The 22,912-nt window shown below is 48.5% G+C and carries 15 protein-coding genes and 1 CRISPR repeat array; of the genes, 5 read left to right on the top strand and 10 right to left on the bottom strand.

The features are described from left to right. Positions 1 to 100 precede the first annotated feature (100 nt). Complete coding sequence (locus D3A97_RS18055) at positions 101 to 904, top strand: hypothetical protein (protein ID WP_119079921.1); 804 nt, start codon at positions 101 to 103, stop codon at positions 902 to 904. Positions 905 to 1,195: 291 nt separating this feature from the next. On the opposite strand, the gene D3A97_RS18050 is transcribed toward D3A97_RS18055, so the two are convergent. From D3A97_RS18050 to D3A97_RS18040, 3 genes are all read right to left on the bottom strand, one after another. After that, on the bottom strand, positions 1,196 to 1,402 hold the full coding sequence (locus tag D3A97_RS18050; RefSeq protein ID WP_119079920.1) for a helix-turn-helix transcriptional regulator: 207 nt from the start codon (positions 1,400 to 1,402) through the stop codon (positions 1,196 to 1,198). Further along, positions 1,399 to 1,809, bottom strand: a complete 411-nt coding sequence (locus tag D3A97_RS18045) for a hypothetical protein (RefSeq protein WP_119079919.1) — start codon at positions 1,807 to 1,809, stop codon at positions 1,399 to 1,401. The genes D3A97_RS18050 and D3A97_RS18045 overlap by 4 nt, the downstream gene beginning before the upstream one ends. Positions 1,810 to 1,871: 62 nt before the next feature. Further along, positions 1,872 to 2,510 carry an NAD(P)H-dependent oxidoreductase gene (locus D3A97_RS18040; protein WP_119079918.1) on the bottom strand — a complete coding sequence of 213 codons (639 nt, stop codon included), beginning with the start codon at positions 2,508 to 2,510 and terminating at the stop codon, positions 1,872 to 1,874. Positions 2,511 to 2,607: 97 nt separating this feature from the next. On the opposite strand from D3A97_RS18040, the gene D3A97_RS18035 reads away from it, so the two are divergent. From D3A97_RS18035 to D3A97_RS18025, 3 genes are all read left to right on the top strand, one after another. Continuing rightward, positions 2,608 to 3,519: a LysR family transcriptional regulator gene (locus tag D3A97_RS18035; protein WP_119079917.1), complete on the top strand. Its 912-nt coding sequence runs from the start codon at positions 2,608 to 2,610 to the stop codon at positions 3,517 to 3,519. A gap of 112 nt (positions 3,520 to 3,631) precedes the next feature. Next, positions 3,632 to 4,078: an SRPBCC family protein gene (locus D3A97_RS18030; RefSeq protein WP_119079916.1), complete on the top strand. Its 447-nt coding sequence runs from the start codon at positions 3,632 to 3,634 to the stop codon at positions 4,076 to 4,078. A gap of 231 nt (positions 4,079 to 4,309) precedes the next feature. Continuing rightward, positions 4,310 to 4,516, top strand: a complete 207-nt coding sequence (locus D3A97_RS18025) for a hypothetical protein (RefSeq protein WP_119079915.1) — start codon at positions 4,310 to 4,312, stop codon at positions 4,514 to 4,516. Between the two features lie 189 nt (positions 4,517 to 4,705). Further along, positions 4,706 to 7,326: a CRISPR direct-repeat array (repeat unit 46 nt; unit sequence GTTGTGACTTGCTTTCAATTATTCAGTACCTTAGGTCTTTCACAAC). Positions 7,327 to 7,416: 90 nt separating this feature from the next. On the opposite strand, the gene cas2 is transcribed toward D3A97_RS18025, so the two are convergent. The 4 genes from cas2 to D3A97_RS18005 form a co-directional block, all read right to left on the bottom strand. After that, positions 7,417 to 7,722: a CRISPR-associated endonuclease Cas2 gene (gene cas2 / locus D3A97_RS18020; protein ID WP_198674054.1), complete on the bottom strand. Its 306-nt coding sequence runs from the start codon at positions 7,720 to 7,722 to the stop codon at positions 7,417 to 7,419. 29 nt (positions 7,723 to 7,751) lie between these two features. Then, positions 7,752 to 8,651, bottom strand: a complete 900-nt coding sequence (cas1, locus tag D3A97_RS18015; RefSeq protein ID WP_119079913.1) for a type II CRISPR-associated endonuclease Cas1 — start codon at positions 8,649 to 8,651, stop codon at positions 7,752 to 7,754. Next, the gene (gene cas9, locus D3A97_RS18010) at positions 8,648 to 12,943 is read right to left on the bottom strand and encodes a type II CRISPR RNA-guided endonuclease Cas9 (protein ID WP_119079912.1); all 4,296 of its coding nucleotides are present in this window, start codon (positions 12,941 to 12,943) and stop codon (positions 8,648 to 8,650) included. The genes cas1 and cas9 overlap by 4 nt, the downstream gene beginning before the upstream one ends. Positions 12,944 to 13,182: 239 nt before the next feature. Further along, the gene (locus D3A97_RS18005; RefSeq protein WP_119079911.1) at positions 13,183 to 13,770 is read right to left on the bottom strand and encodes a hypothetical protein; all 588 of its coding nucleotides are present in this window, start codon (positions 13,768 to 13,770) and stop codon (positions 13,183 to 13,185) included. 248 nt (positions 13,771 to 14,018) lie between these two features. Here D3A97_RS18005 and D3A97_RS18000 point away from each other — a divergent pair, with 248 nt between their 5' ends. Continuing rightward, the gene (locus D3A97_RS18000; RefSeq protein ID WP_157986616.1) at positions 14,019 to 15,350 is read left to right on the top strand and encodes a Fic family protein; all 1,332 of its coding nucleotides are present in this window, start codon (positions 14,019 to 14,021) and stop codon (positions 15,348 to 15,350) included. A 97-nt stretch (positions 15,351 to 15,447) separates the two neighbouring features. Here the strand turns inward: D3A97_RS18000 and D3A97_RS17995 are convergent, their stop codons facing one another. The 3 genes from D3A97_RS17995 to D3A97_RS17985 all read right to left on the bottom strand — a co-directional run bounded on the left by D3A97_RS17995 (position 15,448) and on the right by D3A97_RS17985 (position 22,807). Beyond that, entirely contained in the window at positions 15,448 to 16,776 is a 1,329-nt protein-coding gene (locus D3A97_RS17995; RefSeq protein ID WP_119079909.1) for a hypothetical protein, read from the bottom strand. Between the two features lie 362 nt (positions 16,777 to 17,138). Beyond that, the gene (locus D3A97_RS17990; protein WP_119079908.1) at positions 17,139 to 17,927 is read right to left on the bottom strand and encodes a hypothetical protein; all 789 of its coding nucleotides are present in this window, start codon (positions 17,925 to 17,927) and stop codon (positions 17,139 to 17,141) included. 92 nt (positions 17,928 to 18,019) lie between these two features. Next, positions 18,020 to 22,807 carry a translocation/assembly module TamB domain-containing protein gene (locus D3A97_RS17985; protein WP_119079907.1) on the bottom strand — a complete coding sequence of 1,596 codons (4,788 nt, stop codon included), beginning with the start codon at positions 22,805 to 22,807 and terminating at the stop codon, positions 18,020 to 18,022. Positions 22,808 to 22,912: the final 105 nt, after the last annotated feature.

Genomic DNA, 22,912 nt, shown 5'->3' with positions numbered 1-22,912 from the left:
ATATTATCTACCCGCGGCCGAAGCGCCTTTCGTAATTTTTAAATCCGCTTAACAACCGTAGTGCCCTGTTTCCCATAACTTTAGTAAAAACGATCTACTTATGGGCAAGCAAACAGGGCTTATTAAATTTACCGGCAGGGTAGGAGAGCTGATAGGCTACCGCGTAGGGAAGCAACACTACGTGCGCTCCATGCCCGCTGAAGTGCGGCAAAGCCCCCGCACAAAGATCAGCAGCCGGTACTTCGGGAAAGCCAGCACGCTGGGCGCCGCCATGCGGCATGCCGTGGGCGGCCTGCTGGACATCCGTTGCGAACGTGCCATGGGCAACCGCCTGAACAAAGCGCTGTTGAACGTGTTGCGGGAAGATGACCTGCACCGGCAAAAACGTTTTGTTCCCCGGCACTTCCGCGGGCTGGAGGGTTTTTCCCTGAACCAGCATGCAGACCTTTCCCGGGTGCTGACGGTAACGCCGTCCGTTTCGCGTAACTACCAGGGGAACATTGAAGTACATCTCCCCGCCATGGAGGTATACACCGCCAACCCGCTCGCCACCCACCTGAGTATTAAAGCAGTGGCCATCTGCGTACAGCCGGGCTTTACGGCGGCCACCGCCGTGGCCTCGGAGCCGGTGCTGATAGATGTCAGCCGGCCGTCTGCGGCGCTTACGCTGGCCATACCGGCGGAGAAAGGCGCATTGTACTGCGTGGTGCTGGAGGTGATGTGCTGCATAGCGCAAAGCGGGCGGATGCACCTGCTGTACAACCGCAGGTACTCCGCGGCAGACGTGGTGGCGGTGATGCCGGGGCAGGAAGAACGGGTGCCGAGGCCATACACGGTAGCTGTTACGGAAGAAGCCATTCCTTTTGTACCGGGGCTGGTGGTTAACTTTCATCAACGGGAATAGGGATGACGTTTTTTGTATGCCGTGTATTTTTTTAGTGTCAGTTTAATTGCGATCTTCCGGGTTGACGGGAACCTGTGCGTTGTTACCCCATTTTTGTGTTTGTTACGCCGTTCTTTCTCTTCTTTTTTCCTGTTTTTACAGTTGGGCGACTCAAAAAGTGTTATGCAACACCCGTTTACGGCATGTTCACACGCGGTACGGGGTATTTCCGGAGCAAGTCCACATACCGTAGTAGTTCCCTATAGTGTTCCTGGTATTGTCCAGGGAGTTTGCGGTATGGCAGGGGCCGTTCTACCGCCAATCCTCTTCTTCCAGCGTAAAGAGATCATCTGCCTTGCAATCCAGCACCCGGGCAATTTTAAAGGCCAATATGGTAGAGGGAACAAATTTGCCCGCTTCAATGGCTATGATAGTCTGCCGGGCCACTTTCACTTTTTCAGCCAGTTCCGCCTGCGTCAGGTTTTTTCTTGCCCGTTCCACTTTTATAAAGTTCTTCATTGCCCTTCATTGAATGTTATCTGGCGTTTCAGGTAATAAAAGTAGCCCGTAGCGATCAACAACGTTATGGCCAGGAACTGGTAGGCGGAGATAGACAGTATGACGTCATGCCCCCGCTCCAGGCGCCAGTTGAGAAAAACATAATTATAAAGATGGGTCAGCGAGAACGAGACGATCACGGCTACCGCCAATGCTTTGAACTTCAGGCTCCGGACCATTTCATCGTCCGTTCTTTCTTTTGAGAAGAAAATAAAAACAAGCCCCCAACTGAGGCCTACCGCCAATTCATTGAGATCATAGACCCCCTTTTTATAGTGTTGCTGGAAAAAGCTGAAAATACCGGCAAGGATCAGCAGTACCCCTAATATTTTGGCCCAGTAGGCGTATGGGAAAGGATTTTGGCTCATATGTGTAATGTTTTCATTACTAAATGTAATGTATACTTTACATTTTGCCAAATAAATAGGAGCTAATGCTGTTGCTCACCCTGCAGTTTGCCCGGTACCAAACGGCCGGGAATCAATACTTCCGTTAAATGTTCGATATAGTCCCGGTGATAGTTCCCGATCCGCTCCGGTGTACCGTTCTTTTCGAGATCGTGAAAATGGTACCCTGCTGTCATTTCCATTCCCACAAACTGGTTCATTTTATGAAAACCGAACAGTATGCCATCGTCCACCGGGGTTTGATCAAAAAATTCGCCCGGCAGTGTGAAGGCCGTGGCAGGAGCGTTCCAACTGGTAGTGACCATGTACTTTTTTCCCTGCATCAATCCACCTGTTCCGTAATTGACAGCCGGGTTGTTTCGGCTTCTTCCATCACTGGCATACATGCCATTCTGATGGCCGGCGGTAAACACCTCATCTATATATTTTTTCAAGCGGTTGGGCACCTGGAACCACCAGACAGGGGTGTGATAAATGACCATGTCCGCCCATTTGAAGTTTTCCACTTCAGCCTCCGCATCAAAATCGTTGTTAATATCCGTAACGCGGAACTCAAACCCTTTTCTTTCGAGGAAGCCGGTTGTCCAGCCCGTTAACAGCTCATTGAACTTGCCGCCCGCATGCGCAAAAACCTGTCCTCCGTTGATAATGAATACTTTCATTTCTATAAGTTTAATTATTGATACTGCAAATTTCTATCAGATTTTTATATTATTGTAATAATTTAAATTGTACATTTGTATCATAATAATTATAGTTATGTCATGGAATCTGGAGTGGCTCCGTACATTCAGGGCCATATACGAAACCGGCACACTGTCTGCCGCCGCGCAGGAGCTGTTTATTTCACAACCGGGGGTGAGTTTGCACCTGAACTCGCTGGAAGCATTTACAGGCTACCGGCTATTTGACCGCTCGGCCAGGAAAATGGTACCTACGGAAAAAGGGAAGATATTATACAACTACATACTGGAGCCTTTGCAAAAACTGGAAACAGGAGAGCAGCATTTTCATAAACGTTCACAAGATGAACGGGCAACGATCAGCGTAGGGATGTGTTTCGAGACTTTCCAGTATACTTTGGAAGAACATATTGCCGGTTTGCCGTTTAACCTCATTATCAAATTCGGCGAATACCCGCAAATGCAGCAGGACCTGGATAATGGTTTGCTAGACCTGATCATCACGCCACAGAAAGGCAGCCAGCAGAATTTGCAATATCAGCCGTTCTCCAAAGAGAAGCTGGTGCTGATAGCGGGCAGCCAAACAGATACCGCGGCGCTGGAAGCATTGCTGCGGCAAGACGATATCAGGGAAGCGGCTAATCTATTAAAACAGCAAATGTGGTACAGCACCGCCGCAGATATGGAGCACCTGAAGAATTTCTGGCTGAAGCACGTTGGAGAACATCCCGGTTTCAGCCCCAACTATATTGTCCCGAACATCAGCTCCATTATCCGGTGCCTCAGCCATGGCGCGGGATTTTCAGTAGTGCCCGACTTTCTTTGCGCCGAGGCGATTGCGTCCGGGAAAATAAAACTGGTATGGGAAGGGAAGACCCCGGTGGAAAACATACTTTATTTCGGCACCAGGAAAAAGACCATGTACCAGGAAGAGATCAGGCGGCTGGAGCAGTTGCTGAAAGAGAAATGGGAAACGGCCGCGGTATAGTTTTGTCCGGACCAGCCCGCGGTAAAGTCCAATTAGCCCCCTGTGAAGGACACCTTTAGGCCTTAATTTTGTTATGGCCGGTATGGCCATGGAATAATTAAAGCTAAAGAAAATGAACACAGCCAATTTCAGCACATCTTTTTTAGTAGACCAAACCCCTCAGGAAGTTTTCAATGCCATCAACAACGTACGCGGATGGTGGTCTGGCGAAATTGAAGGCGACACCGCCGCGGCCGGCGGCGAATTTACATACCGCGTGCCCGGCGCGCATTACTCCCGGCAAAAGATAACGGCCTTCATTCCGGGTCAAAAAGTAGCTTGGCATGTACTGGACGCCGAGCTGGCCTTTGTGCAGGATAAGCGCGAATGGAAAGGCACCGATATTATTTTCGAGATGGCGGAGAAGGGGCACCAAACGGAAGTTCGTTTTACACATATAGGCCTGGTGCCTGCGTTTGAGTGTTATGATAGCTGCTCGAACGCGTGGGGCATGCTGGTGAACGGCAACTTGCGGAATTTTATTGTTACGGGGGAAGAGCAGGGGAGCCCTTGGGGGTAGGGGGGCGGTACCCTGCCACGAACTCCGCATTTTTGAAACTTACACAGTTGATGAGATAGTCCCAACAGGAGCTGCTTTTACATGCATTGTATGTCGTTGTGACTTGCTTTCAATTATTGAGTACCTTAGGTCTTTCACAACATTATCAGGAAATGGACACAACTGCTTTAAAAAAAGGCCGGGTAATCACTCCCGGCCCCGTCATTGAAACAAGTCACAAAATGACTTATCATGCCAAAGGTACATAAAAAAAACAACCGAGGCGGCGCACGGCCAGGTGCTGGAAATAAACCCGGCCTCACCCGTGTAGAGGTAAGGCGCATTCAGAAGCCGCTTACCGTTCTTCCTGACATTTACGAAGCCTTCTATGCCCGCTATGGCCGCTCCTGGTCACGCCGGGTAGAGGAGTTGATGAAACAAGATTTAGAGCGCAAATAGCCTGCGCACTGCCTACCAATCTTCACACTGCGTTATCGATACGCAGCCGGCGGCGTATGAAGGTCCCGGCTCAAGCACCGTCCAGTAGGGCGGTTCTTTTTGGCTTGAAGCACTAAAAAATTTAGTAATTTGCCATCATGAGCCAGTGGGACGAGATACAATTTTGGGCCAGCTTCGGCCATGAGAGGAGTTGTGACTTGCTTTCAATTATTCAGTACCTTAGGTCTTTCACAACTGAAACATTCCAATAGTGAATGTGAATGCAGTTGTGACTTGCTTTCAATTATTTAGTACCTTAGGTCTTTCACAACAATTTGCCCTGGACAAATCCTACTACCAGGGTTGTGACTTGCTTTCAATTATTCAGTACCTTAGGTCTTTCACAACTAGTACGAAGTTTAACAATAGCGCCGGTGAGTTGTGACTTGCTTTCAATTATTCAGTACCTTAGGTCTTTCACAACAAAAATTTTTCTCATAGTTGAAAAAGGATTGTTGTGACTTGCTTTCAATTATTCAGTACCTTAGGTCTTTCACAACAATCAGGTATAAATGCCTCTACACCGGTAGGTTGTGACTTGCTTTCAATTATTCAGTACCTTAGGTCTTTCACAACGTAACGATCATCGTCAACACCTCCGTTTGGGTTGTGACTTGCTTTCAATTATTCAGTACCTTAGGTCTTTCACAACAGGTGCTAAAAAAGAAGCCGAAAAATGGCGGTTGTGACTTGCTTTCAATTATTCAGTACCTTAGGTCTTTCACAACCCCTGCCAGTCGTTCAGTATCGCCGGACTCGTTGTGACTTGCTTTCAATTATTCAGTACCTTAGGTCTTTCACAACGGCAACAGAGGTTTTTAACCGATATATCCGGTTGTGACTTGCTTTCAATTATTCAGTACCTTAGGTCTTTCACAACAAAGAAAAGATCAGCCACAGTGAAGCTGCGTTGTGACTTGCTTTCAATTATTCAGTACCTTAGGTCTTTCACAACGGAATTTTATCGTGAATTACAAAGAAAACGTTGTGACTTGCTTTCAATTATTCAGTACCTTAGGTCTTTCACAACAGTTAAAACCGCACCCGCTACGGACACGGGTTGTGACTTGCTTTCAATTATTCAGTACCTTAGGTCTTTCACAACAGGAACGAAGGGAAAACAGCGGTGATATGGTTGTGACTTGCTTTCAATTATTCAGTACCTTAGGTCTTTCACAACCTGCATTGAAAATGGCCCGTGGAATGGTAAGTTGTGACTTGCTTTCAATTATTCAGTACCTTAGGTCTTTCACAACCCCTTCAGCCCGCAGCGCTACAGTGACGCAGTTGTGACTTGCTTTCAATTATTCAGTACCTTAGGTCTTTCACAACGCAAAATGCTGGAAGCCTTCATCGTTCTCAGTTGTGACTTGCTTTCAATTATTCAGTACCTTAGGTCTTTCACAACTAAAGGTTTCACACTATAAATTTAAAAGGCGTTGTGACTTGCTTTCAATTATTCAGTACCTTAGGTCTTTCACAACATGTCCTGCATAGCCTTTTCTGAATTTTCGGTTGTGACTTGCTTTCAATTATTCAGTACCTTAGGTCTTTCACAACTGACCGATCGGGAACTTGATGCCGAAATAGTTGTGACTTGCTTTCAATTATTCAGTACCTTAGGTCTTTCACAACATTCAAAGATAGAAAAGCAAATAGCTGATTGTTGTGACTTGCTTTCAATTATTCAGTACCTTAGGTCTTTCACAACGCGGAGGCGAACGTTCCGATTGAGGTAACGGTTGTGACTTGCTTTCAATTATTCAGTACCTTAGGTCTTTCACAACACTGCGCTGAAGGTACCGCGTGACGCATGGGTTGTGACTTGCTTTCAATTATTCAGTACCTTAGGTCTTTCACAACTAAAGCGTAAGGGGCTGGCCGCACGTCCTTGTTGTGACTTGCTTTCAATTATTCAGTACCTTAGGTCTTTCACAACGGGCAGCACCCGAGTACTGCCACATGTCTGTTGTGACTTGCTTTCAATTATTCAGTACCTTAGGTCTTTCACAACAAGGTGTTAGAGCGTAAGCCGACAGCCACAGTTGTGACTTGCTTTCAATTATTCAGTACCTTAGGTCTTTCACAACCGCGCCGTAAGCAGGAGCAGGAAGCTGCAGGTTGTGACTTGCTTTCAATTATTCAGTACCTTAGGTCTTTCACAACTTCAGAAGGATGTGCTTATAGGCATCAGCAGTTGTGACTTGCTTTCAATTATTCAGTACCTTAGGTCTTTCACAACTACCTCCGTTCATTGACAATCACTATGTTGTTGTGACTTGCTTTCAATTATTCAGTACCTTAGGTCTTTCACAACACGACACTACCTTTTTTGTCAGGTCGTGTGGTTGTGACTTGCTTTCAATTATTCAGTACCTTAGGTCTTTCACAACGTTTTACCGCTACTCCTATCAGCGCCAGCAGTTGTGACTTGCTTTCAATTATTCAGTACCTTAGGTCTTTCACAACGGTACCGGTAGAAACCATTGTCAGCATCATGTTGTGACTTGCTTTCAATTATTCAGTACCTTAGGTCTTTCACAACAAAAGCATAGGGCTGGTTATGCGGTGGCCGGTTGTGACTTGCTTTCAATTATTCAGTACCTTAGGTCTTTCACAACTTAAACAACGCCCGCCCGGCGTAAAGGGGGTTGTGACTTGCTTTCAATTATTCAGTACCTTAGGTCTTTCACAACTGTTGGAGAAAGAACCACGCCGCCTACGTGTTGTGACTTGCTTTCAATTATTCAGTACCTTAGGTCTTTCACAACAGATTCCTCTGAAGTGAAGGCCTATGGCCTGCTTACTGAACTTTTTAGGAATAAAAAAAACAGGCAAATGTCCTGTTTTTTTTATTCCTATCAGAAGAGTTCCAGTTGTTGCGGAGGGGGTATTGCAACGGCTGGTTCCCTGCCATGGAATAGTTCTATCATCCCAAATTGTTTGTCTGTAACCGTCAATATGCCAACGTGACCCTTGGGTGGCAGGATCTTTTTCACCCTTTTGGTATGTACGTCAGCATTTTCCCTGCTGCTGCAATGACGCAGATAAATACTGAATTGGAACATTTGGAAACCGTCGGCCAGGATTTGCTTTCTGAATTGGGCATAGATCTTCCGGTCTTTTTTTGTTTCGGTGGGCAAATCGAAGAATACAAGTACCCACATAACCCGGTATGCGTTTAAACGGTTAAACATTAATGTGTAAGTTCGGGATACAGTATTTTCCGGGAACTACCTTCGAAGCATTTGGACAGAGAGGAGGTAGTCCGTTGTACTGCATTCATCAATGGACTTTTTTGACCATCTATTGTTACGTCCATGGCCGGGATGCTCAAAAGCTGCTTTTTGAGGGTTGGTCCTAAATCCAGGAAACGGCCATTTGCCCGGATAATATCGCACACTACTTTGTCAACAAACGGGCGGTAAGGTTCCATAATGTCGTCTGCCAAACAATATGCGTTATACTGATTCCGGTGAAATATACCGAGCGTAGGGAGGAGACCGCTTCCTACCAGGCTTCTTGCCACTATTGCTCTTAGAATGGCATATCCATAGTTTAGCAGGCTGTTAGGCGGATCACCCTCTCTGTCACGGCGAAACGTGAGGAAATCAGGGAATACCTTTTTCCAATAGTAGCTGGCGGCTTTGGCTTCGGCATTATCCGCATCACCGCTTTTAACGTTTTTTGCCAGGGTGTCCAGGTATTTGTAGTCTTCCCGCTGTGTGCGCAACAGCATAGATTGGTTCGATATTTTGGCGATGACGGTCTGCTGCCATAACTGTTTCTTGAGCGGCATTGATGCTTCTACCTGCGCTTTGAACTTCTGGCTTTGCAAGGTGTTGCCGTCAAGATTAAAGAACAGCCCTACCGGATGATGTGTATGGTCGCAGGTCACCAGCGCTACATTGTTTTCCATTAGTTTGGCCAGCAGGGCTTGCGTAACGGTTATCTGGGCATTGTCCAATACCAATAGCCCTATGTCTTCAATGGGGACTTGTTTCACTTTCTCATCACCGGGCAGTTCAGCCAATAGTTGTTCCTGTCTTGTTTTCAAATAGGCCGGGTTCCCAAAATAAAGAGTGCGCTTGATCATGGCTCAGGCGTTGTTTCCGGTTGGTGAGAGGGGTTTATTTCTTGATGATGAATTACTTTTCTCCCATTTGCTTCAATAATATTTCCTAACCTGTCAACCTTTATTTTGATGCATGTATTTTTAATCATTTGACCGTCCCAGGCCCTTTCAGATTTGTTGTTTGAGCCAAGTTCCCGGTTTTTGTCGTCAAGCGGCCGGGCAATATGATGTGGCACAAAATGACACTCTTGCTTGGTAAAGCTAACAACCTTGTATATCCTTTGTTGTATTTTGGTTAGATTTTCCCATGTGATGTTGCTCACATCTTCTCCAATCTCAGGTACATACACAAGATCATTGGGAGAAAGGATAATAGGTCTATGGCCTTCAAGGGCTTCCGCTACCGGCCATTTATTAGCGAGCCGTTCAATGGCTTCCATTAATGGGACTGTACTCTTTTTGGTAAGAACTCTCTGCCCGGTGGAAGTATTTTCATATATCACAAAAAACAGGTTGGTGCCCTTGTCTCCCTCCAGCAGCTTCCCATGCAAGTCTATTTTTTTACCTATTTCTTCATAAATAGTTACTTTGTGAATAGGTTTTCCGGCCTTTCTGTTAAGCAAATCAAGCGCTTCACCTTTAAAGGCTAGATTCGGGTCTCCTTGATATTCTTCCAGGTGCTGCAGCAACAAATTGGCGAGCCATGAATTTTTTGCATAAGGTATCTTGCCGATCTTGTCGGCCGTAAAGGAGCTATCCAGTGTTACCCGTTTTGCCGCGTAATTGTTAAACACCGTCACCCGAATTTTAGAAAGCGCTTTTCCATCGCCATCCAATAGCGGGTATTTCTTGAGGTGTTTTTCTGCTTCCTTCAGGTTGTATGCACAATTTTTCAGCAATTCATTCAATTGTTTACGTAGTGATGCGTCAGCCACCTGGGAGACCTGATCCCGTGTGGTGCCTTGCAGTGCTTTCAGTTGCGTATCAACCGCCTGCTTCAGGGTTACATCTTTATACTCCCTCAATGTAATTTTACCGAGGGGTTCTTTGAACATAGATTTCCTTATGGCGGTAAGCGGCCCTTTTTCCTGTTTTACCAGCTGTTTCTTCCATGTTCCTTCCGGTGTTTGCACCCATTTGGAATACCTGTTCACCGCTTTGCTTAAAAGACGGTTCCGGTTCTTGTGAGATACTATTACCTGTTGCAGCTTTTCGCGGGCTTCTTTGGTGAAACTTTCCCAGGGCAACACAAAATCGCTGTACCTGGATTTAACCAGGTATCTGTATTTACCTGCTTCATCTGTTGCGTTCAGAGAGTTAAGGTATTGTATATGCTGGCGTGTGGTGCAGGCAATAATCAGCGCGTCCAGGGCGTGGTGCCTGTGATCAATACGTTTATAATCTGTTTTGAAATGGATGTTGTTGTGGGCAGTATCAAGTTGAATTAACGGTTCACCCGTGATCTGCTCCAGTCTTTCAAAGCGAGGCAGCAATATCTCTTTCCACACGCGGTTTAGCCCCCATTTGTCTTTTAATTCGCTGGTAATCTGCCCTATGGTGAACACAATTCCCTCTTTTTCCCTGGCAACAGGATATAGCAGTTCTGCCAGTTTTCGTGTGATATACCGCGTGTCGTTGATCTGGCGCTGGATGAAGTCATTGGGAATGTCTTCCCTCATCAGGTTCCTGTATTTGCCGCCCTGAAAGGTTTGCTGGCAGTGTGCGTAGTATGCCATAGTGTCCATCAGCGTAAATGTATGGCCCTTGTGTGTAATGGTACGGCCTCCGTCTGTTTCGATCAGCTGCCTGGCTGTCCGGTTGCCTTTAAAGTCATTTACGCAGGTTTCGCAGATAGTTTTGTTGAGGAAAGAATCATCAAAGAAGCGGGACCGCGGTATGATGTGTTCCACCTCGTATTCAGGTGTAAAAAGTTTGCTAAGGGGAATTACTTTCCCGGTATAGGGAGAGATATGATTTTGTTCTCCCCATAGTTTATACCGTTCTATCTCGCTACGGGTAGGCTCCTTTGAAAACCGGACGGCGGTAGAACGGGCTGTTTCATTCCCGGTGTTTTCCCATAGCCTGATCCGCTCAATGTCAGCAGGAGAGTTGGGATTGGCATTTTGCAATTCCCGCAGTATAGCGCGGATCCTTTTCCTGTCGGCTTCGTTCTCACGGTTCTTTTTGTCGGCCTTTTCCCTTTCTTCAGCGGTCTTTTTCAGTTCCCGGGCCAGTTCGATATGAATTTCGGCGGGTTGTCCATATTGGGCCCAAACGTCTTTTACCAGGCTCAGGCATTCTTTTATTACCTGCTCCACAACCGGGTTGCGCAGGCTGTTGTTCGGGATAAGCAATGGAACATTAATGTCATCAGGCGCCTCGTACTTTCCACTATTTTCACGTTCTGAATGCCGGTTATAGGCTACGTAGCTGGCTTTCGGGACAGAGAGACCTTTGAAATCTGCGTTTTCGCGCAGGTTAAAGCTGGCTATTTTGTCGCGCGCGTCATCACTGATGCCGAGGGCGTACTCACCGGTAACAATATGGTCGATGCGGGTTTTTACTGACACAGGAATGTTATCCCAATTAAAATATTGTCCGCAACGCATCAACGGAAGCATTTTCCTGATGGCTTTGGAGGAAAAGGCCGCGTATTGTTTTGGCAGATCTGGCAGCTTTGAGAGATGGGCAATGACGGCTTCTGGTAGTCCAAATGCGTGTTTGGGATTGGAAAGCGCGCTGGCAATTTCCTTCCTGCTGTTGAGTGAATACAAGATATGCCACAGCCGGTAGAAGGTATCTGCATTGTCCAGTAATGCATTACCTGCATCAAAGGCATGTTTTTTAAAGACCTTTCGGAAAACAGCCTTTGTCTCGTTGCCCTGGAAGTCCCTGTCTGACGGATAATTAAGCCGGTACCCGGAAGTGTTGAGGCCTAATTCCTTCAATATGGCATGATGAGACACACTCTCCCGGCTGTCAAAGAGCGCAAAAAGCAGTGCTTTCTTTTCATCTGTCAGGTGTTGTTCTGTTGCATCCACATCCAGCAGCGGTTTGCCCTCTGTTTCAGCAGATAATTCCAGGGCCTTCAGGTTATGGATGGTTTGCCAGATACGAAATTCCTGGAACTCCGGGCTCGACTTTGGTGCTACCTTTATGCCGTACCCATTCCCTTTTTTCTCGAGGCTGCAATGGCCCACGCTATGCTTTTGCGAGCGCAGGGGGCGTTGATAGTAGATAATGTCCCTGGAAAAGAGGTAATATAGATCATTTGCACATAGTTCTTTTTGCTTGGCCGCATTGTTTTTGTAGAGCAGGTCTGCAATAGCTGGCAATTTGGAGGTGTCGGCCAGCTCTGGATGGAATGTTGCCTGCTTTTTCCAGATAGCCTCAAATTCTCTTTCGTAAAGCGATCTGTCTATGATATTCTGGCGGATGCGATAATTTGGGTCACTGATAAGATGGTGAAAAAAGTACTCGCCAGGGTGATGCCCGGATTTAAGAATGCTTTTTTCGAGCGCTGTTTTCTTTTTCTCCCAGTCAGTGGGATCAGGCATGGCGAATGTATAGGTAACTTCACCGGCTTTGGTAGTTTTCCGGGTCACTTCCAGTTCCATTTCCTGGCCAACCCAATCGGGAATAGCCCTGCGTTTTATTTGACCGGTGATGTCCCCGGCGGTTACATTAAGGGTTTTAATGCCTTTTTCTTCAGATACCTCGGTGATTTCCGATACGGTAAGTATTTGCACCCATTTTTCAAAGAGAGGATATTTGATCTCATCCTGTTCTTCATCTTTTTCATCTTTTCTTGAGCTTCTGAAGCCCCTGCGCTGGTTCATCATATAGAGGATGCGCACCAGGCCGGAAAGTGGTATCGGGTGTTCAAGTGCTTTGGTGCGGAGGTAATAAACTATCCAGTCTTCTGAAATACTTTTACTGCCGAAGGCTTCCTGCGCTTCTGCTATTATGGATGCATCAAACGGCAGATATTGGCGCATAGAGAAACTTTTGGCTTCCCTGAAAAGAACAGGAAAGCCGTCTGGCATCCACCCCAGTGTTTTAAGTGCCGTAATTAAACGTGTCCTTCTCAGGCGGAACCGCTGTTTTAACCTGCGGGCCATTCTGGCCATCCGGCGGTCTGCAGTTTTGGATACGGTAGCGCCAGACTCAAATTTCTGCATGGCATCTCCGTCCATAGGGATAATACGGCTGCCCAGGCCTAAAATGGCGCCTTCCTGGCCGAATTGGTTTAGGGAGATAACGGCCCAGCCAATGGAGTTGGTACCGACATCAAGTCCGAGGATTTTTTTCATAGCGTAAAATGACTATCTTTACATTGAAGCAAGTCACAATAAGGATTATTCCGTAGTGCAAACTTTCACAGTAGTCCCGCCCAGTGCGGGATTGTTGGTTTTTATAAGGCTCCTTCACAGCTATACAGGGATAACGTTCTTCATATCGCGGTTGCTTTTTTACGTCCTCATTTTACAGCAATTATTACCCTTTTTTTGTTAATGGTTGGTTAATGAGACCCGTAGTCTCATCAAAACCGTCAATCCACACAAACCGGCACCCTCACCGTTTGCCCCGTGCCATCAAAGTTCCCGACATACTGCGGCCGCCACTCAATTTTTTTGCAGCGGCGTTTTGTATTGCTTGTACCGGTGGCAATATCCCGCCGGAGCACATAACGAAAAGTAAACTTTGTTCCTGCGGGGAGGCCGTTCTCCGCTGCTTTCAGGGTTTTGATCTCGGTGAGCAGTTCAAGCCTGGTATCCGCAATTTTCCCGGAAAAGGTGAATTGCTGCGGATAGACCGTTCCGCTCCCGGCAATAGCGCCATTTTCTTTCACACTCAATTGTATGCTGTCTGACTGGCATTTCCAGCTCTTCTGCGTAGCAACACCGTCTACTGCAAATCCCGCATCGCCTTTTTTGTTGCCGATAGCGCCAAAAACGATCATCTTGACCTTTCCGTTATCAGCGCTGGTAAAATGTGCGCTGGCGTCCCCGAAATCTGTTTTGACGTGGGTGCCGTTGGGGCGGATGATATCTACCTGAACGGTTCCCATGTAGGGCGTGCCGCCGTAGGCTTTCAGGAAGGTGTTATTTTGCTGTTGGGTGCTGCTGGTTACAAGCATGGGTAAAAGAAGCAGGCAGGTTGTGGTGATGCGCGGGTTAAGCATGGTTTTGTTGTTTTCGATTCCAATATTCTATGTGCCCCTACCAAAATTACGATTAAATATGGGCTGATGTAAAGTGTGTATTGATTTCAAAATCTCCAATTATCTCCTAAAATTGTAAAAATTAGGAGTTTTTGACTGTTGTTTTGAGGATAGTCTTCCAAAACTCCCAATATCTCCTAATTTTGCATAAATTAGGAGATATTATGAGATTACCAGAACGTACTCCTGTGATACCCAGAGACTTTGATTTCTCTGCGATGCTGACAACGCTGATCGGCCTTGAGAAATTTGAAGAATTCAGGATCCTTTTGAACGCCAGGTATTACTACTACGATAAATGGAAGTACCGTGCATCCGAATGGGGTGTTGATCCGCAACTACTTTGGGCGACAGTTAAGACCTATCGCAAAATATCCAACAAGAAATTAATACTTTCAGGGCACCAGGCGCTTACATTTCTTATTGACTCTCCATCGATGGTGCAACAATATCTACATGAGTTTGACTTAAACCTCGGTGGATCCTTACAAGGTGAAACGATTATTCCTTCAGAAGACAGGGACAGGTATTTGATCAGTTCCTTGATGGAGGAAGCTATTGCATCAAGTCAATTGGAAGGAGCGGCCACCACTCGCAAAATCGCCAAGGAAATGTTGGAGAAAAACCGCAAGCCGAAGAACAACGCGGAGCAAATGATCGTGAATAACTACAACGCTATGCAGTGGATCGTAATGAACAAAAATGCAGCGATAACGTCAGACAACATTAAGCAGCTTCATTCGATCTTGACCAGGTCTACCATGTCAGATGAAGAAGTTGGAGAATTCAGAAAGGGCGATGATGTGAATGTGGTTGACGTACAAACTGGCATCAGCATATACACACCACCAAAAGCCGATCAACTACACCAGATGATGGAAGCGTTTTGTGCCTTTGCCAACGACAAGGATAAAACTAACTTTTTCCTACACCCTATTACAAAAGGCATAATATTACATTTTTTAGCAGGCTATATTCACCCATTTGCAGATGGTAACGGACGCACAGCTAGAACTTTATTCTACTGGTACTTATTAAAACATGGTTACTGGTTGATAGAGTTCATGTCTGTTTCAAGGAGCATTCTGTCTTCAAAAGGACAGTATACAAGGGCCTATCTGCATACAGAGCAGGATGAAAACGATCTAACCTATTTTGTTATTTATAACTTAAAGTGCATTCAGATGGCACTTGACGACTTAAAGTTCTACATCAGACGTAAATCAGACGAAAAACAGCGTGCAATGGAAATGTTACGGTCGACAACACTGAATGAACGCCAGATAGTATTGGTGCAGGAAGTACTGCGGGTGCCGGCAACAGTTTTTACGGTAAAGCAAGTGGAGACGAAGTTCGGCGTAAGTAATCAAACTGCCCGCAATGATTTAAATGGGCTTGTCGCAGAGGGTTTTTTTGAAGAGCGAAGGGCTGGCAAAAAAAGTCAGTACTTGCCTGTCAAAGATATTGATCGCAAGTTAGGACGTAAGATGCCTTAGGATCCAATATTTTTGAAGGTGCTACCCTGTTGTCGGCAAGGCCCGACAATGCTGAATTTCTGAACCAGCCGTTAATTTTGGAAATTCCTTCTTTCTTCTACAAATTTACCACATAACCGATTTGCACCCAGGTCATCAAGGGCTGGCCAAAATTGTTGTACATGGGCTGACCCCAATTATTTCGTGCCTGAACATATTGCATGATTTGACCAGTATGCGCTATTGAATAACGCATGTTGGCATTGGGTACCCAGTAGGAACAGGCTTCCTGGGGAAAAGCAGGGGGGAGAATGTACCCAATATGGTGCCAGGCACCGTCTGCAGGATTTACGACGACGATACGGCTATAATTGGTCACCAGGTACATTACAGGGTAGAGATCCTGGGGGAAAATGCATCGGGAAACATATACCTCTGGGTTTTGTTGAGCCAGCATCTGTGTGCTACCCTCTAGCGTCATGTCAAATGTTCGGGAAGTTATGTAGGAAGCTGAAAACTGTATATTGTCCCCTGTAACCTGATTGGCACGACTTTGCGCATCTTTTTCGATAACGCGGCCCAGGTCTTTAATGTAGTTATATGCAAACTGCTCTACGCCCATTTGCTCGTACTGCATAATGTGAAAAATCTCATGGGCCCAATGATTGAGGCTGGAGCTACCAGGGTCAGAATTAAAGACGATTACATCCATGACGGTAACTGCATAACCGTCATTGCCCATAAACTTCTGTCCCTGTCCGATAAAATTAGGCAAGGTAATTTGAACATTTCCGGTTGTATACCTGGCCTTAGCCAGGATTGTGGCCGGGATATAGTTGCCCAATGCAGATTTTATATGATCTGGTAAAGGCAAAGAGCCAGGGTAGTGCCTTTCCCTGGCAGCCCTGATGCCAGCCGCAAGGGGAGCACCAAACATATAAAATGGGTTTTGTCCCTGCAGGAAGTTACCGGTTGATAGGACGGCCGAGTATCCAAGTTCGGAGCTGTACCTTTGAAAAAACGTGCCAACATCAAAAATGAAAGTGCCGGCATCGCCGCCGGCAGCGCCTGCAAACTGTTGCGCCTTTTGCATCATATATTGATGAGGTGCGTTGATCAACTGGGCACTTTGATTGAGTGCATTTCCACTGGCTGACGCAGCATCCACATAAGGCTTGTAAATATCTTTGATGTTACCATTGCCAGTTGCTGCTTGAGCTGTCTTGGCCATAGCTTGATAGGGAGCGGTAGTTACCTTAACTGCGGCGCCCGCTAAGTCTCCTACGGTATTGGTTATTTTCTTTAGTAGTTGAGCCTGCGTTTGAATGGTAAGAAGCAGTGCACTGAAAAAAATAATTTTTCTGCCTAAGTGATTCAACGTGGCTGGACTTATAATACGCAATATAAACGGAGTATTGAGCGTGGGGAGGGGAATAATGTATTTCATACGAAAAAGGGGTTTTGACTTCTGTAAAGAATCTATCGTACGGGCGGTCTGTTATTGAGGCTAATCTACGGTACAGGAGTTCCTAAATTTAAGTAAAAAAATAACTCCGTGCGTTCGGGGGCTTCCGTTATACATGTTTATCTTCTTTGCCATGGGAGGTGGTTTCCTATTATCTCCTAAGATTGTAAAAATTAGGAGATATTAGGTGTCAAGGGACATACTAAATGTAAGATTTCCAAGGCTTACTCCCATTTTGTTAGGAATATTTCAAAAAGCCTAACAGAGTTGGATGGTATAATATAACATGAAAGATTCATATAAGTAGCAACCTGCAAATTCTCATCACCACCGTGAAATGCCCCTCACTCCACCGGAGCAGCCCTCTTCAACAAATAACCCACGGTCAGCCCAAGATAAGACCCGCTGACCCCATATTTCCCTGTGGCCACCGGCTTGTCTGGTATGGAGAGCCTGTAGGTGGCGGAGCCATAGTCCGTGAAGGAAAGCGATAGTTTCAGGTTCACCCTGAGCAGGTGCCCCCAACGGAGTTTCCAGGCGTAGCCCCCGGCAAGCTGGTAGTTGAACCAGGGCCTGCCATGATTGTTGTTGTTCTGCTCTACGCGCATGTATTCATATATTCTTCCGTCGTGGACCACCGTACCGATGCTGGTGACATCCATTGGCGGGGCAAACAGCAGGCTGGCGCCTATATTGGCATTCCACATGTTCCCCCTGGATGTTGTCCACCGCCTTTCCAGTTCCAGTGGTACTTTGAGGTATATAAGGTCTCTTGCACGGGAGGCTGCGCCGTTGTTGAACAGATAGATGGCGGGGGGATTGAATGCATCACCCGGCAGATAGTAGTCAAAATTGTATGCGGCCACACCTCCGCCCAGCCCTGTTACAAGCCAGTAGCCTTCATCAAGTTCACGGTACAGGTTCAATGTTCCTTCAAAAAGGAGTTGCGGGGCGCTGGCAAGCCCATAGTCAGTTTTGCCGTCCCCTTCAATGCTGGCTTTTGAGCTAAGGCCGGTGGTAAGGTTAATGCCGGTATGCAGCTTTTGCCGGTACTGCGCGGACGCCTGAACGCACAGGAACAGCAGGGGGATCATCATGCTTGCAGTGACGCCGCGCAACAGGTATTTTTTCATAGCGGATCTTAAGTTAGGTTGATAGTGTACCGGGTTAATGCTTCAATTTATATCGAATGCGCGGGAAAATGGTACCACATATGTGCCATCTTCTATTGACGGAGGGTGTCAGGGAGAGGGGTGTTCGTACTATCCCGCCGCATCATCACCGCTCTCCGCAAGCTATCCTGCCGCCTGCGCAGGAACCGGTCCCGGAAAAGCTCGTTCAACTGGTTGTAGTCACGTACGTAGGAGATGCCGAGGCCGCTCCGGATGCGGTTGTTGAGGTTGTAGGCGTCGTAATCCGTTTTGCTGAACGCGTTGATGCGCACGCGGCCGTCTGGCGTGAGCAGGTATTCCACGCGGAAGTCCCCGGCAAAGTTCTGGGACGATGCGGTGGAGGATACGCGGCCCCAGTCATAGTCTCCGCCTACGTACACGCGTATGCGGTTGTTGTAGAAGTTTTTGGTGATGCCGGTGCTCACCAGGTTACGGTCGTAAGAACTGCTGGAGCCGCCGCCCAGGGCATAGGCCGTATAGTTTACGTTGAAGCCGATGCCGGCGTTTTTCAGGAAGGTATTGGAGAAGTTGTTCAGGATAGCGGAGGCCTGTGCGCTCAAAGCCTGGCCCACGCTGTTTTTGCCGGTAACGCCAATGTTGGCGCTGCCGCCGTCTGGCGGCTGAAACTGGCCGGTGGCCAGCAGGAAAGATATCTGGTAGAGGGCCTGGTTCTGGTCCTGGTTGATTTCCTTGAGGCGGGAGGCAATGCCGCTTTCATAGGCGAGGGAGCCTACGTCCGGCAGGGTGATCTCGTACGTGATGTTGGGCTGCATCAGGGAGTTGCGGAGGTACAGCAGAATTTCCACGCGCTCGGAGCGGTTCAGGGCGTCTGATGTAGTGCCGGTGCCGCCCAGTTGCGCGGCGGTAGACAGGTTGTAGAGGCTCACCCTGGGCATGGAGTATTTGGCGGTGATGTTCACCTTGGCCTCCGCGGGGTCTCCGTTCCAGGTAATGGTGCTGCCTTTGTCTATGTCAAACTTCCAGGTGGCCACCCTTTCAAACGTAAAATTGTATTTACCCTCGTTGATCACGTAGTTGCCGTACATGGTGAAATCCCCGTCCAGGTTCACGTTGATGGTGAGGTTGCCGGTGCCGTTGGCGGTGATCACGTCGTTGGTGGTGGGGTCCAGTATCACGTCTATTTCCGCATCGGGGTTGGCTACAATGTCCATCTTCACGTTCAGCTTCACGTCGCTCTTTTTCTTCGGCTCTTCCTTGATCACACCGTATTGTTTGAATTGGATGAACTCATGTTTGCCGATGTCTTTGCTGTCTGAAATAGGCAGGTAGAAATGCGTGCCCCGCAGGGGACGGGCCAGTACGCGCAGCTGCAGGTCGTTCAATTTGCCGGTGAAGTACACGCGGCCGGCGGCCAGCACATCGCCATAGTAGAGGTCGTTATCCTGCGCGCCGGTGTTGAGGAAGAGGAACTTTTGGCTCTGCACGTCAAACTCGAAGTTCATGTCGTAAAAGTTCTGGTGGCTGATAAAGCCGTTCACCCGCGCCGTGTTGTTGAACTTGTCTATGAGGGTGAAGGGCTGCATCTCTATCAGGTTATCGTCCATGTTATGCACGTGCAGCAGCGGTATCTTGTAATAGGTGCCGAGGTAGTTCACCTTCATGCCAATGTTCTCCACTTTCACGGAGCCGCGGAAGGAGGGCTTGTCTGTGGTGCCGGTAACGGTCAGTTTGCCGGTGGCGGCGCCGGTGAGGTTGCTCACGTATTCGCCCAGGTATTTGTCCAGCAGGCTGATGGAGGTGTTGTTCATGTCCGCGGAGGCGTTCACGGTGCGGTTGCTGTCACTCACGCCTACGCTGCCTTTGGCCTGGAAGTTGGCCAGCGCGTTGTCTGACCTTACGTCAAAGCTCACCTGGCCCTGGCGCAGGTTATAGTCTCCGGCCAGTTGCAGCAGGCCAAGCGAGTCGTTATCTATGCGGAGCTGGCTGGCCTTGATGTCTGCGTCTACGGTCAGGTTGTTGAACGGGTCGTTTACGTTGATGTTGCCGTTGGCCAGGCCTTCTACCCTGATGTCTGTAAGGCCGCGGGGGATCACGTCTGCCAGGTTGAGGTCTTTCAGGGTGATCATGAACCGGGACTCATCAGGGTTGAACTCGTTGGTCTGGATGGTAACGCTCTGGTCGTTCCGGGAAATGCGCAGGTCCTGTACGGTGAGGAAGTGCTCGCTCCAGTATACTTCGTTGCCGGGCGTCATGCTCCACTGGCGGCCGTTTACGGTAAAGTTGCTGTTGAGGAAGTGTATTTTCACGCCGTCTCCCACGGTAATGAGGCGGGCGTAAAAACCGTCCAGGTCGGTGGTGTCTTCCGCTTTGAGGTCCAGTTTGAGGAAAGACGTATCCCGCCCGGAGCTGGCCAGCAGCAGGGGATTGGTGAAGATGGTGCTGTCTTTGTACAACACTTCGCTAATGCTGGTGCTCACGTTGATCTTGTTGAAATCCCCGTTGGCCTTCAGCAGCAGGTTGCGCGCCCCAAAACTGCTGTAGGCGCCGTAGGGCACGGCGGCATTGAGGTTCACCTCTCCGCTGAGGGTGTTGAGCGCGCCTGATACCTGGGTGCCGTTCAGCCCTTTAATATCGTCTGTAAAGGCGCGCAATACCTTGTCTACTTCCCCGAAATCGAAAGAGAACGTGAAATCCTGCCCGGCATTGGCGGCTGGCGGGGATTTGAAGTAGCTGGGGTAATATTTGTTGAGGAACAGCCGGAACGCATTGGGCAGCTCCATAAAGCTGTAAGAGCCCTGTACATAGCCATCTACCTCGTTGCCCTTGATGCGCAGGGTTTTCCGGTCTTTTTCAATGGAGGTGATGATGGAGAGGGAGTCAAACTCCACGCGACTTTTATTCTTGAACAGCGATACGTCGTAGAGGCGGGCGGTGCCGTCAAAGTCATCTATGTTGCTGCCGGCAAAATTGAGGTCTGCCTTGGCCTGCAGGGTGATGGAGTCTTCCGTGAGGTGGAGGGCCTTCAGATCGCTGTTGCGTATTTCGGAATAGAAATTGAAAATGGGCAGGCGGCTGTTGAAATCGATGGTACCGGTGAAGTCCATATCCAGATTGGGATCTGCCACGGCCAGGGAACCATTGAAGAAGCGTTTGTTCATGTCTCCTTCCACGGCCAGGTTCTGGTACTCGTAGCCGTACAGGCCTATTTTGGCAATATCCGCCTCCATAGATGCCTTGAGGTGCCGGAAGTTGAAACCTTCGCCCTTGATGTTGGCCTTGAAGGTGGCGGTGCTGACAATGGTATTGTCCAGCAGGGTGCCCAGCTGGAAGTTATCTGCCGTAAGGCGCCCGGAGTATACGGGCACGTCTTTGCTGGTTTTGAAGTTAAGGTCGGAATCCAGGTTGCCCAGGTTGGTCTGGAATTTACCGTATGCCACAAAGTCGTTCACGAAGCCGATGAACGAGCCCTGGAAAGCCAGGCGGGTAATGAGGTCTGTGCGAACGTTCTCAATGTCTTTGAGCATGGGGAAGAACTGGCGCACGTCTTGCCCGCTGGTGACCAGCTCATGGGCGGAGAAGTCTATGAAGGTCTCATTGATGTCAGGCAGGCCGCGCATGTCTATGCTGCCTTTCAGGCGGGTGTGATAGCCGCCTTTGAGGTCAAGGCTATCTCCGGAGAGGTTGCTCACCGGGCCGTATACCTTGCCGTTTACGGACAGTTCCGTTTTCCAGGTAGAGAGGGGCGGGGCAAAATAGGCAATATCGTCTGAAGAGAGGCGGGTATTGCGGAAGTTGGCGCGCATGGTGACCGCGTCTACATAGTCGTTCAGGTCGCTCAGGTCTTCATACTGCATGGTATAATAATCCCTGATGTGGCTGTTGTTGGTGATGAGGTCGAGGTCGTTGAACTCCATTTCCACGGGAGACATTTTGAATTTGCTCCGCAGGTCTTTCACTTCAAACCCGCTGCGCTCCCGGGTGGAGAGGCGGAGGTCCGCAAAAATGCTGTCTTTCACCAGCCGGCTGTTGGAAATGGAGAGGTTGATGTTGCCGAAGCGGATGTGGGAGGGGTCGAACTGGCCTTTGGTGGAAGGGATGGAATCCTGCAGGTTGTCTACCCCCAGCAGCCCTTCGCGGATGCGGAGAGACCTTACCACCAGTTTCCAGTTGGCCGCATTCCAGCGGAGGGGAATGGGGGTGAGCGTGTCCAGCGCGGGCGGGGTAGCGGTGGGCAGCGGCGTAACCCGGGGCCTTTTGGGGCGGGTGGCGGCGTAGCTCTGCACAATGAACTCCGGCTTGTCCAGCATCAGCTGGTTGATGAGCACATCGTGCGCCCGCAGGTCAAGCCGCTCCGCGTCCAGGTAGATGCGGTTGGCGGCCACGTGCATGTCTTCCCCTATCCAGCCGTCCGTAATGTTGAAGCGGACCCGCTTCAGGTCTACCTTTTTAAGGTCCAGCGAGATGCCGGTCTGTTTTTTTGTTTTAGGCTGCGGGGAGGGGGAGCCGCCAAACTCGTCTATGATGAACTGGTAATTCCACACGGAGTCGAATTTGGGGCGGATGAGGTTCACCTGGGCGTCTTCCAGCCCTACAAATTTAAGCACCGGTTTTTCCTGTATGAAGAACCAGTCTGTAATCCGTACCTGCAGGGCGCCGGCATACAGCAGGGTATCATGCTTGTGGTCTTCTATCAGCGTACCTTCCAGGCGCATGCTGTTGAACAGCCGGAAGTTCACATGCCTGATCTCCACCCGCGTGTCCAGCTGCTTGCTCAGGCGTTTGGTCACCTGGTCTACCAGCAGGTTCTGTACGGCGGGAATATTGATGAGGATGCTGACCAGCAGTATCAGTCCCAGCACGCTCAGCAGGGCGATGGTCAATATTTTGCGAACTTTTTTCAGGGGAACGCTGATTTATCTGGCAAAAATAGGGATTCGCAAAATGTTTGCCAATTGAATCTGGGCGGCTGATGGGGCGTTTTAGTG

Origin of the sequence: Chitinophaga alhagiae, assembly GCF_003568665.1 — a bacterium.
Lineage (GTDB): Bacteria > Bacteroidota > Bacteroidia > Chitinophagales > Chitinophagaceae > Chitinophaga > Chitinophaga alhagiae.
The sequence above is the reverse complement of the archived record's forward strand: the minus strand, read 5'-3'. Positions and strand labels throughout refer to the sequence as shown.